Source organism: Cohaesibacter marisflavi (assembly GCF_963665895.2).
Classification (GTDB): domain Bacteria; phylum Pseudomonadota; class Alphaproteobacteria; order Rhizobiales; family Cohaesibacteraceae; genus Cohaesibacter; species Cohaesibacter marisflavi.
In genome coordinates this window covers 1,224,298-1,236,921 of record NZ_OY762534.1, presented here as the reverse complement: position 1 = coordinate 1,236,921, position 12,624 = coordinate 1,224,298, and the positions used below count along the sequence as shown (strand labels likewise).

Below are 12,624 nucleotides of genomic sequence, written 5' to 3'. Positions count from 1 at the left end.
CAAACCTGCCCCAGACTACTGTTAATCAAGCGTTCCAGTGAGAGCCGCAAAACAAAATACAGGACACCTATATGTGTCCAGGGGAGAGAGAAACATGCCTATTCCAGCACCAAATCTGTATCCGCCATTTAACATTCTACGCCTGAGCCACGTTGTTTTCGGCGTCAAGGATCTCAGCGCAAGCCGTCGCTTTTATGTAGACACTCTCGGCCTGCAGGTCACCGATGAGACGGATAGTGCAATCTATCTTCGTGCTCTGGAAGAGCGTGGCCATCACTGCCTTGTCCTGAGCAAAACGGACAAAAGCGATGTACAAAGCCTGTCTTTCAAGGTGTTTTCCGAGGACGAACTGGACAAGGCACATGATTGGTTCAAACAAAAAGGCCATCGGGTTGAATGGGTCGAACGCGATTATCAGGGGCGCACTCTCGCTACCGTCGACAATTTCGGCATGCCGATTGAATTCTATTTCCAGATGGATCGCCTTGCTCCAATTCATCAAAAATATGAACTTTACAAGGGCGTGAAGCCGCTACGCATCGATCATTTCAACTGCTTCTCATCTTCGGTTGATGAGAGTGTGGCTTTCTACAATGAAATTGGCTTCCGTGTAACGGAATATACCGAGGACGAGGAAAGCGGCAAACTATGGGCTGCCTGGACGCATCGCAAGGGCGGCGTGCATGATATCGCCTTTACCAATGGTCTGGGGCCGCGCCTGCACCACACCGCTTTCTGGGTGCCAACCCCACTCAACATCATCGATCTGTGCGATCTGATGGCGACCACTGGCTATGTAAGCAATATCGAACGCGGCCCGGGTCGCCACGGCATCTCCAACGCCTTCTTCCTCTACATTCTTGATCCGGATGGGCACCGTATCGAGATCTACTGCTCTGATTATCAAACTGTTGATCCCGATCTGGAGGCCATCAAATGGGACCTCAAAGATCCTCAACGCCAGACTCTTTGGGGAGCACCGGCTCCACGGTCCTGGTTCGAACATGGCTCCCTGTTTGAAGACCTTGAGCCAAAACAGAGCGATATGGCAGCAAGCCCGATCATCGCCCCGTGAGTTGATGGTTCGGGATGGGCCGGAAAGGCCCTTCCTAGGCAGTTCGAAATGAGGACTAACTGATGCTCAAAGATCCGTCACTGCTCAAGCAGGCCGCTCTCGTTGGGGAGCACTGGATACCTGCGGACGATACGGGAATAGTGGTCACCAACCCGGCGACGGGCGAGACCATCGGCTGTGTCCCAAGCCTTGGAGCCGCTGAAACAGAGGCAGCTATCAAGGCCGCAGACGCTGCGCAGAAACTCTGGGCTGCCAAAACAGCCAAGGAACGATCGATCATCCTGCGGCGCTGGTACGATCTCGTGATCGAGAATGCGGATGATCTGGCGCTGATCCTGACGTTGGAGCAGGGCAAGCCGCTGGCGGAAGCGAAGGGCGAGATCCTCTATGGCGCATCTTTCATCGAGTGGTTCGCCGAAGAAGCGCGCAGGGTTTATGGCGATGTGATCCCCGGTCATGCCGAGGACAAGCGGATTGTTGTCATCAAGCAACCGATTGGTGTCGTTGCAGCGATTACGCCGTGGAACTTTCCCAACGCCATGATCACACGCAAGGCAGGCCCAGCGCTCGCAGCCGGTTGTGCCATGGTTCTCAAACCTGCCGAGCAGACGCCCTTTTCTGCCATTGCGCTCGCAGTCCTTGCGCAACGGGCAGGGCTTCCTGATGGTCTGCTGTCGGTCATTACCGGGCCTGCGCGAGCCATTGGGGCGGTGATGACCGGCAGTGAAAAGGTTCGTAAACTGACCTTTACCGGCTCGACACCGGTGGGGGTGGAGTTGATGCGACAATGCGCGCCAACGGTCAAGAAGCTGGCGCTCGAGCTTGGAGGCAATGCGCCATTCATCGTGTTCGATGATGCGGATCTGGACGCCGCTGTTGAAGGGGCGATCATCTCAAAGTTTCGCAACAATGGCCAAACCTGTGTCTGTGCCAACCGGATCTATGTCCAATCCGGCGTCTATGAGGCTTTCGCACAAAAACTCGCTGCAAAACTGTCGACCCTTAAGGTTGGAAATGGTTTGGAGCAAGACACGATCTTCGGTCCGTTGATTGACGACAAAGCCATTGCCAAAGTCGAGGAACATATCACAGATGCCACAAGCAAAGGGGCAAGCCTCATGTGTGGAGGCTCAGTCCATGCACTGGGGGGCACCTTCTTTGAACCGACGGTCCTCACCGGCGTGACACAGGATATGGCGATCGCTTCGGAGGAAACCTTCGGTCCTGTCGCTCCGCTGTTCCGATTTGAAGAGGATGCTGACGTCGTTGCCATGTCAAACGACACCGAATTCGGCTTGGCTTCCTATTTCTATACGCGCGATTTGGCGCGTGCGTGGATGGTCGGGGAACAACTTGAATATGGAATGGTCGGCATCAATACCGGTCTTATCTCGACAGCTGAAGCGCCGTTTGGCGGCATCAAATCCTCTGGCCTCGGGCGGGAAGGGTCCCGTTATGGCATCGAGGAATTCATTGAAATCAAATATCTCTGCTTCGGCGGAATAGCCTGAGGAGGCTGACTATGAAATCAATTCCCGCACGCATTGCGGCCTTTCATGCCAATGGTTCCGATCGCTATGGCTTGGTAACGGATGAAGGCATTATCGATTTGACGCCAGAGTTCGGAACGCGTTTTCCGAGCCTCAAGGAAGTCATCGAAGCCGGAGCACTTGAAGAGCTCATCAAGGCAGCGGAAGGGCGTTCTGCTGCTTATCGAGAAGAGGATGTCGACTATCTCATTCCTATCGACAAGCCGGAAAAGCTGATTTGCATCGGGGTCAACTTCCCAGATCGCAATGCCGAGTACAAGGACGGGCAGGCCGCCCCGTCCAAGCCGTCGATGTTCATTCGCTTTCCGCGCAGTTTTACTGGTCATGAAGGCAATCTCGTGCGGCCGCCGGAAAGTCCTCAGCTCGACTATGAAGGCGAAGTCACCATTGTCATCGGCAAGGGCGGGCGGCGGATCGCTGAAGCGGATGCCTATGACCATATCGCCGCTCTGACCCTGTGTAATGAGGGCACCATTCGCGACTGGGTGCGTCATGCCAAATTCAATGTCACCCAAGGCAAAAACTGGGACAGCTCGGGCGCCATAGGCCCTTGGCTTGTGCCTTTCCGGTCAGCCGACCAATTGGATGACATTGAACTGACAACCCGGGTCAATGGTGAAATGCGTCAGCAGGACCGCACGTCGCGCATGATGTTCAGCTTCCGCTATATCATTGCCTATGTGTCCACCTTCTGCACGCTGGTTCCTGGCGACGTCATCGTTTGCGGAACACCCACTGGGGCTGGCGCGCGATTTGATCCTCCTGTCTGGTTAAAGCCGGGCGATGTGATCGAAGTGGAAGCAGAAGGCATTGGCCTGCTACGCAATGGCGTGGAGGATGAACAATGCTAAGTGAACAAGCCATTCAAAATGCGGCGGCAGATTTGCTGAAGGCAGAACAGACACGGCAGCAGATTGGTCTGCTCTCCGTTCAATATCCTGACATTACTTTGGACGATGCCTATGCCATTCAGGCTGCTCAAATGCCGCACAAGAAGGCGCAGGGCCGGTCCATCATCGGCTGGAAAATCGGTCTGACGTCCAAGGTCATGCAGGATGCTCTGGGCATTTCTACGCCGGACAGTGGGGTTCTCTATGACGATATGGACTTTAAGAACGGGTCTTCCATACCGGCGACCCGCTTTATCCAGCCGCGTATCGAAGCGGAAATTGCCTTCATCATGAAAGCTCCACTGGATGGAAAAGTCAGTAGGGAGGATGTTCTGGCGGCGACCGATTATGTCGCTCCAGCTCTGGAGATACTGGATACGCGGATTGCAAGGCAAGACGCCAAAACAGGCCAGACCCGAAAAATTTTCGATACGGTCTCAGATAATGCCGCCAACGGTGGCATCGTGTTGGGAGAACAGCGCCATGCACCCGAGGCGTATGACCTTCGGTGGGTGGGCGCAATCCTGACCAAGAATGATGAAGTTACGGCCACGGGCCTTGGGGCTGCTGTGCTGAATGATCCGGTCATGGGCATCGTCTGGCTATCGGAACGGATGGGGCACTATGGCCAGCGCATCGAAGCAGGGCAGGTTGTCTTGGCCGGCTCCTTCATCGCGCCTATCGAATGTCCGGCCGGCACACGCATTGCTGCCGATTATGGCGATTTCGGCCATGTAACTGTAAATTTTGAATGAAGGAGGCTCCCATGCCAGCCCCAGAGAATATCTTCAAAACGCGCCTCAAGGCAGGTGAGACACAAATCGGCCTTTGGCTGGGTCTGGGAGATCCATCTGTCGCTGAATTGTGCAGCGGAACCGGATTTGACTGGTTGCTGATTGATGGAGAACACGGGCCGAACGGTTTGCGCGATACGCTTGCGCAGCTCCGTTCAATCGGTGCAAAGACGCAGGCTGTGGTCAGGACACGCGATGATAATCGGGCCGAGATAAAGCAGATGCTTGATATCGGGGCTCAGACTCTGCTTGTTCCGATGATTGAAAGCAGCGAGCAGGCTGCCGAGGTTGTTCGGTCGGCGAAATATCCACCACATGGCGTAAGAGGCGTGGGGGCGGCTCTGGCTCGTGCTTCTGAGTATAATGGCATTGCCGACTATCTACAAACCGCCAACGAAGAGGTTTGCGTTTTGCTTCAGGTAGAGAGCCGGGCCGGGCTTGATGCTCTTGATGACATTCTTGCTGTTGATGGCGTTGATGGCGTTTTTGTAGGGCCAGCTGATCTGGCTGCGGACCTTGGATATTTGGGGCGTCCGGGAGCGCCAGAGGTGCAGAAGATCGTCACCGATACGCTCAAACGCATTCAGGCAGCAGGCAAAGCAGCGGGAATCTTGACGTCCGATCAATCTCTTGCCCAGGGCTACAAGCAACTTGGGGTCGAGTTTCTGGCCGTTGGCTCCGATGTCGGTGTTTTGCGCGCAGGGCTCGTTGCCTTGCAAAAGAATTTTGCTTGAATTCGACAAATGTAGGCAATGGAAAGCAGAACCAACTCTGCTATATTGTTAACAAGTTAAATAAAAATTTGAACTGTGAGCGGCGAACTTTAGAGGAGAGATTGTCCATCAAACCGATTTGATCACAGGCGGTCACAGGGGGAGGAATATCAATGACCATTTCCAGACGTAATTTTCTTGCAGGGGCTATGCTTGCTGTTTCCATGTTCGCTAGTGGTGGTGCAAGTGCTGACACTAAACTGGTTCTGTCCAGCTGGCTGCCGCCACGGCATCCGTTGGTCATGGGAGCCATTAAGCCTTGGGCGAAACAAGTGGACAAGGTCACTGAAGGACGCGTGACTGTTCGCGTTCTTACAAAGCCTCTGGGGGCACCCCCTGCGCATTTCGACATGGCAAAAGATGGTGTCGCCGACATCACATACGGTCTTCACAGTTTTACCAAGGATGACCGCTTCCTGCGCTCTCGTATTGGGCAATTCTCATTTCTTGGCAAGAGTGCGACCGAAATCTCCAAGAATTTCTGGACTATCTATGGTGGTCAGCTGGAGGCGGCCAAGGAACATGAAGGAACCAAGCTTTTGGGGCTTTTTACCCATGGTCCCGGCGTGCTGCTTTCCAAGGACTATCATTTTGACAGCCCGGACAGGTTTCAGGGGTTTAAGCTTAGAACTCCGGGGGGCTATCCTGCTGACCTGATGTCAGGGGTGGGCGCGACCACATTGTTCATGTCATCGGGTGAAGTTTATGAAAAGCTCACGCGCGGTGTGATTGACGGCATTTGCATGGCTATGGATTCAGTCCGCGCCTTCAAACTTGATAAGCACATCACCGACGTCATGACTGTGCCCGGTGGCCTTTACAACACCTCCTGGTTTTTGGTGATGAACCAGGCCAAATGGGATGGCATTTCAGATGAAGACAAGACCGCGATCATGTCGGTTTCCGGTGAGGCTTTTTCTGAACTGGCTGGCAAAGCTTGGGATGACGCCGATGCCAAGGGCCTCACGTCCACAAAGAAGGCTGGTATCACTGTCTATGCAGCAGACGAAGCCGTTTTGGGCAAAATCCTAGACGTCTCGGCTGGCGTTGAGAAACTTTGGATCGAAGCTGTTGAGGCGCAAGGCTACGATGCCGCCGCTGCTCTTGCGAGCATGCAAACTGTAAAGCCAAACAAATGATGGCTGCACATCGTAAACACCCGAAGCCCCTCAAAGGACTTCGCTTCATCATCGTCCGTGTTCTGCCTGCAATGGCTGCGGCCTTCCTGCTCACACTCGTGGCGGTAACCGTGATCGACGTTATCGGGCGCTATTTCTTTGACGCCCCATTGCCCGGCGCCTTTGAATTGACCCAGATCCTGCTTGCCGATCTGGTGCTGGCGGCTCTGCCCATGACTACATTCAAGGACAGTCATGTGGAGGTAGACCTACTAAGCCATTTCTGGAGTTCCGAGACCTATTTACGGATAGGGCGCTTCGGGGCCGCGGTTACGGCAATTGTGTTCTTTGTTCTCAGCTGGAATGTTGGGGAGCATGGCTTGAAATTGTTCGAAGACGGCGCTGTGACCAACGATCTTTCGTTGCCGGTTTGGCCTGCCGCTTTACTTGGAGCCATCACCTATCTGGTCAGCGGCCTGATTGTGCTCGTTCCAATGCGCAAACGCCAGGAGTTTTGATATGACCGAACCTCTCATTGCAACGGCTCTGCTGTTGGCGCTTGCCATGTTTCGCGTCCCAATCGCGATCGCCATGATTGTGATTGGGACCATTGGATTTGCTCTTTTACGCGGCATCGATGCGTCTTTGATCATGGTTTCAACGACGGCATTCGATACGGTATTTTCCTATTCGCTTTCGGTTATTCCGCTGTTCATTTTCATGGGCAATCTGCTTGCCTATTCGGGCGTCGCTGCTGGATTGTTTTCGGCAACCCAACGTCTTGTCAGGCGCCTGCCGGGCGGACTGGCAATGGCTGCGGTTTTGTCTTGCGGCGGCTTTTCGGCCGTATCAGGATCGTCGCTCGCAACGGCTGCGACAATGTCAAAGGTTGCGATGCCATCCTTACGGAAATTTGGCTATTCCGACAGCCTTTCCTCGGGGGCAATCGCTGCAGGTGGTACACTGGGTATTCTTATTCCGCCTTCGGTTATTCTAATCATTTACGGGATTTTGACCGAAAGCGATATCGGCCTGCTGTTTCTGGCTGGCATCATCCCCGGGATCATAGGATTGTTGGGCTATGTTCTTGCGGTTTGGGTCGCTGTCAAGCTGAACCCATCGCTGGCTCCAAAATCCTATGATATTGACGATCATCCGGTCGAAGGCCTCTATGGTGTCATCCTGTCTGTCGCACTGTTCGCCTTTATCATGATCGGTATCTATGGTGGGTTCTTCACGCCGATTGAAGCTGCAGGCATGGGCTCTGGTATGGCGCTCCTTATGGTCGTTGCAACCGGTCATGCGAAGGTAAAGGAAGTCTGGCGCGCATTGATGGATACGGCGGAAAGCACAGCCATGATCTTTCTTGTCATCATTGGCGCGGAGGTTTTCTCCAACTATATCAACCTTGCCGGTCTCCCCGATGAGTTGGCTTATTTCATTGATTCTCTTGAGGTCAATGCCTGGATCATCATGGCGATGATCATCATCATCTATCTGCTTCTTGGCACTGTGCTGGAAAGCCTTTCCATGATCCTGTTGACCGTTCCGATCTTCTATCCGCTGATGTATCAGTTGGACTTCGGCATGGATCTGCTGTCGGACACGGAATTCGCCTTGATCTGGTTTGGCATCATTGTGGTTGTTGTCACCGAGATCTCGCTGATCACGCCCCCCATTGGCATGAATGTTTTCGTTCTCAAGGCGACCTTGCCCGATGTTTCGCTCAAGACCATCTTCAAGGGCATTCTGCCGTTCTGGATCGCCGATATTCTGCGGCTTCTGCTGCTGATTTTCTTTCCCGTTCTTTCGCTGTTATTGGTCGCCGGTTAGGCCGGGGACGCAGGAAGTGAGGGAGCGGGTGCACACCATTCACCGTAGAGGGAGGAAAAGCTATGGGTGAAATCGTATTGGCCGCCAAGGTCACACATGTACCAACCATGGTCATGTCCGAACGGGATACAAAATTGAAAGGCTGCAGACAGGCCGCCATTGATGGGCATGCCGAGATCGGCCGCCGGGCACGCGAAGCCGGAGCGGATACCTTTGTGGTGCTCGATACCCATTGGCTTGTTAACGCGGCCTATCATGTCAACGCCAATCACCGCTTCAAAGGGATGTTCACTTCGCATGAATTTCCCCAGTTCATCAAGGATCTGCCTTACGAATATGAAGGAAACGCGGCGCTCGGCAACTTGATCGCGGAGACTGCGCGAGAGGATGATGTCTATACGCTGAGCCATCAGGTCGATAGCCTTGACCTGGAATATGGCACGTTGGTTCCGATGCGCTACATGAACGCAGACTCTGCTTTGAAAGTCGTTTCCGTTGCGGCCATGTGTACCGTGCACAGCCTTGAAAGCTCGCGCAGGCTGGGATTGGCGATCCGCAAGGCAATCGAGAAGTCCGATTCAAAGGTTGCGCTAATCGCCTCCGGCTCACTCAGCCATCAGATCTGGCCCAATGATATCTATGCCGAGAATAACGGCACCTTCACCATCTCTTCCAAATTCAATGAGGTCGTGGATCGTCGTGTGCTTGAGATGTGGCGAAATGGCGAGAATGAGCTCTTCCTCGATATGCTGCCCGACTATGCAAAATATTGTGACGGCGAGGGCGATATGCATGACACCATCATGCTTTTTGGCGCCCTTGGTTGGAAAGACTATAAGGGCAGAGGTGAAGTGATCACCGAATACTTCCCGTCTTCGGGCACCGGTCAAACCAATGTCGTCTTTTCTCTCGACTGATTGGCGGCCTAAGGAAACAGATGCCCGGGACATGGGGGCCCGGGCCATCACGCGCAGCCTAGGTCTGGCCCTTCACCGGGCCAGATCAGTATTTTAAAGCACAAGTGAGCTGCATTGATTTGGGAGGAAACCTCATGCAATTTCATTTAAATGGCTTCAAACCGGGGAATTATCAGATTCCCGATGCTGCTAGAAAACCATATCCGAACCCACCGATCGAAGATCTGCCGGCTCAAGTTGACGTGCTGATTGTGGGGACTGGTCCCGCAGGTCTGACCATGGCGCGTCAGATGAGCGAGTTTGCCGACATTACCACTTGCATTGTCGACAAAGAGCCCGGTCCGCTTCTGTTCGGACGTGCAGATGGCATTTCTTCTCGCACTATGGAAATTATGGAAGCGTTTAACAGCAGCGAAATGGTCGTGAAAGAAACCTATCAGCTGAAGCAAAATACATTTTGGGAACCGGATCCGGAAAATCCGCAGAATATCAAACTGACTCATAAAATTCCTGACGCGAGAGCCGGACTTTCCGAGTTTACTCATGGGATCGTCAATCAGGCACGCCTTCACGAGCTCTTGCTGGATGGTATGAAAAACTCCATCACCGCTTTGCGCCCGCACTACAGCCGCGAACTGGTCTCCTTGGAGATTGATGACAGCCTGACACAGGACTTGGACGCATATCCGATCACGGCCACATTCAAGCGCACCGATAAAGAAGGCAAGCAAGCCGAAGAGGTCATCAAGGCCCGTTATATTGTCGGGAGCGATGGGGCGCGAAGCAGTGTGCGCAAAGCCTTGGATATTCGGCTTCAGGGGGAATCTGCCAACAAGGCGTGGGGCGTCATGGATATTCTTCTCAAGACGGATTTTCCCTATATCCGTGTGAAGAGTTTCCTCCAATCTCATGACCACGGGGCCGTCATGACGATTCCGCGGGAAGGTGGATATCTTTGCAGGTTTTATGTGGAGCTGGATCTGCTGGGCAAAGATAAACGCGTGGCAGATGTCAAACTGACCGAGCAGGATCTGATCGCGAAGGCGCAGAAGGTGTTCCATCCATATAAGCTGGATGTGAAAGAGGTCGCCTGGTGGTCCATCTATGAGGTAGGCCAGCGCATTGCAGACCGCTTTGACAATCGACCGATTGGCAGTTCAGATAACATTATTCCCCGTGCCTTTGTGGCTGGTGATGCCTGCCACACTCATAGCCCGAAGGGCGGGTGGGGGTTGAACACCTCGCTGCCGGACACCTTCAATCTTGGATGGAAATTGGCCGCTGTTCTGCAAGGTCGCAGCGATCCAAAGCTTTTGAGCACCTATGGCACGGAGCGTCGCAAGGTTGCGCAACAACTGATTGACGCTGATCGTGAGCTATCAAAATTGGTTGCCACGCGCCCCGTTGCAGGGGACGCTTCCGAGCAGGCCAAGATTGATACCACCAAGATTGAAGCGTTCATGAAGCGTCAGAGCGGCTTTGTGGCTGGGACGTCAATCGAATACTACCCGTCATACATTTGCACCGGGCAGGAAAATCAGGAATTGGCAACGGGCTTTCATATAGGCCAGCGGTTCCACTCTGCTGAAGCTACGCGCGTGGCAGACGGCCGGAGCCAACATCTGGGGCATCTGGTGAAGGCGGATGGTCGTTGGCGCCTGTTTGTGTTTGGTGATACGCAATCGCCAATAGAGCCGACTTCGGCCTCTGCCCGGCTGGTTGATTTTCTTGCCAACAATGAAAAGTCGCCGGTGAAGAAATACACTCCGAAAGGGGCGGATATAGATGCGGTCATCGACACGTATTCCGTCTTCCAGCAGCAGGACTTATCCATGCACGACCTACAGGACTATCTGTGGCCAGCAAAAGGTAAATACGGGTTGCGGGATTACGAGAAAGTGTTTCAAACCGACTCGGACAAGGACGTCTATGAAATGCGCGGCATTGATCGATCCAAGGGCTGTGTGGTCGTGGTCAGACCAGACCAGCATATTGCGACTATCTTGCCTCTCGATGCGCATGATCAACTCACTGAGTTTTTTGATGTATTCATGCTGGATCAGCGCGGGCAGTAAGACCATTACTCTAAACATTCGTTTGTCGGACAAGCAGATCCCTTCAGAATAGAAGGGATCTGCATAATACGGCCCCGGCCTCCTGTGCGATCAGGGCAAGTCCGCGTCAGATGGCGTCTGGGGTCCACACTCCCAATCATCCGTATAGCCTGTACTTTTCAATAAGCTTAAATGTGGGCGCGCGCTTCTCCCGCCGGTTGTTGGTGCTCTTGTGAACTTATCCGGTCTTCGCCAATGCTAAAGAGCTACCGCGAAGGTTGAACTTGTCTAATTTAAAATTAACATGTTAAGTATTAATCCGGAGGGAGCCTGTTGTGGTGTGAGCGAGGAGAGGAACCTCGTAAACACGCGGCTTCCCAATTGACAATCTGGGAGGATCACAGTTGAACATCATCAAACGCACTATTCTTGGCGGGGTAGCCCTCGTCACCACACTGACAGCCATGCCTGCTTTTGCGGCAACAGAGCTTGTTCTTTCAAGCTGGCTACCGCCGCGCCATCAGTTGGTCGTGGGGGCGATCAAGCCGTGGGCAAAGCAGGTCGAAGAGGTCACCGAAGGTCGTGTGAAAATCCGTGTGTTGGCCAAGCCGCTTGGCGCACCACCCGCCCATTACGACATGGCACGTGATGGCGTGGCTGACATAACCTATGGTCTACACAGCTTTATCAACGATGGCCGGTTCCTTAGGTCTCGCGTCGGTCAGTTCTCTTTTCTTGGCAATGATGCCGTGAGCGTTTCGAAGAATTTCTGGACCGTATACACCGAAGATCTCGATGCTGCCACTGAACATGAAGGGACGCATGTCCTTGGTCTTTTCACCCACGGTCCGGGCGCGCTTCTGTCCAAAGACAGGCATTTCGAGGCGGCGAGCGATTTTGCCGGCTTTAAGGTGCGTACTCCGGGGGGCTATCCTGCAGATCTGCTAAAAGGTATGGGCGCCACAACGCTGTTCATGTCGTCAGGCGAGGTCTATGAAAAGCTGACGCGCGGCGTGATTGACGGTGTTTGCATGCCGTTGGACTCGCTTCTGGCTTTCAAACTGGAAAAGCATCTCACCGACGTGATGACTGTTAGTGGCGGGCTTTATAACACCTCATGGTTCCTTGTGATGAACCAGGCCAAATGGGAAGGCATTTCCCCGGAAGATCAGGAGGCAATCATGTCTGTTTCCGGTCTGGCCTTCTCTGAGCTGGCCGGCAAGGCATGGGACGAGAAAGATGCGGAGGGCTTCGAAGCGACCAGCGATGCCGGAATCAATGTCTATTCGGCGGATGGCGCAGTACTTGATCACCTTCTGTCCGTTGCCACTCCGCTTGAGAAAGCGTGGGTAGAAGCCGTCACAGCACAAGGGTTCGATGCTAAAGAAGCTCTGGCCAAGATGCAGACTGCAAGGCCGTCTAACTAACGCGTCCGCCTCTTCAACCTTATAGGGTTAGTCACAAGGCGCTTTGCTTTGGTTTCAACCCGCCAGAGAGACAATCTCTGGCGGGTTTTTAGTGTCCTGAGCAACAGCAATGCTGGTTCATTCAGAGCGCGAAGTTTTTTGTTTTGTGCAATGGTTTGATGACGAAGTTCTATTGGAGGAAATATTAAAATTG

At 53.5% G+C, this 12,624-nt stretch carries 11 protein-coding genes; all 11 read left to right on the top strand.

The window, feature by feature from the left end; genetic code table 11:
• Positions 1–94 precede the first annotated feature (94 nt).
• The 11 genes from hpaD (ACKPCT_RS06760) to ACKPCT_RS06710 all read left to right on the top strand — a co-directional run bounded on the left by hpaD (ACKPCT_RS06760) (position 95) and on the right by ACKPCT_RS06710 (position 12,431).
• Positions 95–1,075 carry a 3,4-dihydroxyphenylacetate 2,3-dioxygenase gene (hpaD, locus tag ACKPCT_RS06760; RefSeq protein WP_319568750.1) on the top strand — a complete coding sequence of 327 codons (981 nt, stop codon included), beginning with the start codon at positions 95–97 and terminating at the stop codon, positions 1,073–1,075.
• A gap of 59 nt (positions 1,076–1,134) precedes the next feature.
• A complete protein-coding gene (locus tag ACKPCT_RS06755; RefSeq protein ID WP_319569397.1) occupies positions 1,135–2,586 on the top strand; it encodes an NAD-dependent succinate-semialdehyde dehydrogenase in 1,452 nt (483 codons plus the stop codon).
• An 11-nt stretch (positions 2,587–2,597) separates the two neighbouring features.
• On the top strand, positions 2,598–3,476 hold the full coding sequence (locus ACKPCT_RS06750) for a fumarylacetoacetate hydrolase family protein (protein WP_319514526.1): 879 nt from the start codon (positions 2,598–2,600) through the stop codon (positions 3,474–3,476).
• Complete coding sequence (hpaH, locus tag ACKPCT_RS06745) at positions 3,470–4,270, top strand: 2-oxo-hept-4-ene-1,7-dioate hydratase (protein WP_319568749.1); 801 nt, start codon at positions 3,470–3,472, stop codon at positions 4,268–4,270. Before ACKPCT_RS06750 ends, hpaH begins: the two co-directional genes overlap by 7 nt.
• An 11-nt stretch (positions 4,271–4,281) precedes the next feature.
• The gene (locus ACKPCT_RS06740; RefSeq protein ID WP_319568748.1) at positions 4,282–5,043 is read left to right on the top strand and encodes an HpcH/HpaI aldolase/citrate lyase family protein; all 762 of its coding nucleotides are present in this window, start codon (positions 4,282–4,284) and stop codon (positions 5,041–5,043) included.
• Positions 5,044–5,195: 152 nt separating this feature from the next.
• Positions 5,196–6,221 carry a TRAP transporter substrate-binding protein gene (locus ACKPCT_RS06735; RefSeq protein ID WP_319568747.1) on the top strand — a complete coding sequence of 342 codons (1,026 nt, stop codon included), beginning with the start codon at positions 5,196–5,198 and terminating at the stop codon, positions 6,219–6,221.
• Positions 6,218–6,718, top strand: coding sequence for a TRAP transporter small permease (locus tag ACKPCT_RS06730; protein ID WP_090074767.1), 501 nt, complete (start codon positions 6,218–6,220; stop codon positions 6,716–6,718). The genes ACKPCT_RS06735 and ACKPCT_RS06730 overlap by 4 nt, the downstream gene beginning before the upstream one ends.
• 1 nt (position 6,719) lies before the next feature.
• Positions 6,720–8,033, top strand: coding sequence for a TRAP transporter large permease (locus tag ACKPCT_RS06725; RefSeq protein ID WP_090074768.1), 1,314 nt, complete (start codon positions 6,720–6,722; stop codon positions 8,031–8,033).
• A 62-nt stretch (positions 8,034–8,095) separates the two neighbouring features.
• Positions 8,096–8,950, top strand: coding sequence for a 3,4-dihydroxyphenylacetate 2,3-dioxygenase (hpaD, locus tag ACKPCT_RS06720; protein WP_319568746.1), 855 nt, complete (start codon positions 8,096–8,098; stop codon positions 8,948–8,950).
• A gap of 134 nt (positions 8,951–9,084) precedes the next feature.
• Positions 9,085–11,025 carry an FAD-dependent monooxygenase gene (locus ACKPCT_RS06715; RefSeq protein ID WP_319568745.1) on the top strand — a complete coding sequence of 647 codons (1,941 nt, stop codon included), beginning with the start codon at positions 9,085–9,087 and terminating at the stop codon, positions 11,023–11,025.
• Positions 11,026–11,408: 383 nt separating this feature from the next.
• Positions 11,409–12,431 carry a TRAP transporter substrate-binding protein gene (locus tag ACKPCT_RS06710; protein ID WP_319568744.1) on the top strand — a complete coding sequence of 341 codons (1,023 nt, stop codon included), beginning with the start codon at positions 11,409–11,411 and terminating at the stop codon, positions 12,429–12,431.
• Positions 12,432–12,624: the final 193 nt, after the last annotated feature.

What these genes read in the sequence shown, in the direction of transcription:
- hpaD (WP_319568750.1), top strand. Translation starts at nt 95, where the DNA reads ATGCCTATTCCAGCACCAAATCTGTATCCGCCATTTAACATTCTACGC.
- ACKPCT_RS06750 (WP_319514526.1), top strand. Translation starts at nt 2,598, where the DNA reads ATGAAATCAATTCCCGCACGCATTGCGGCCTTTCATGCCAATGGTTCC.
- hpaH (WP_319568749.1), top strand. Translation starts at nt 3,470, where the DNA reads ATGCTAAGTGAACAAGCCATTCAAAATGCGGCGGCAGATTTGCTGAAG.
- ACKPCT_RS06740 (WP_319568748.1), top strand. Translation starts at nt 4,282, where the DNA reads ATGCCAGCCCCAGAGAATATCTTCAAAACGCGCCTCAAGGCAGGTGAG.
- ACKPCT_RS06735 (WP_319568747.1), top strand. Translation starts at nt 5,196, where the DNA reads ATGACCATTTCCAGACGTAATTTTCTTGCAGGGGCTATGCTTGCTGTT.
- ACKPCT_RS06730 (WP_090074767.1), top strand. Translation starts at nt 6,218, where the DNA reads ATGATGGCTGCACATCGTAAACACCCGAAGCCCCTCAAAGGACTTCGC.
- ACKPCT_RS06725 (WP_090074768.1), top strand. Translation starts at nt 6,720, where the DNA reads ATGACCGAACCTCTCATTGCAACGGCTCTGCTGTTGGCGCTTGCCATG.
- hpaD (WP_319568746.1), top strand. Translation starts at nt 8,096, where the DNA reads ATGGGTGAAATCGTATTGGCCGCCAAGGTCACACATGTACCAACCATG.
- ACKPCT_RS06715 (WP_319568745.1), top strand. Translation starts at nt 9,085, where the DNA reads ATGCAATTTCATTTAAATGGCTTCAAACCGGGGAATTATCAGATTCCC.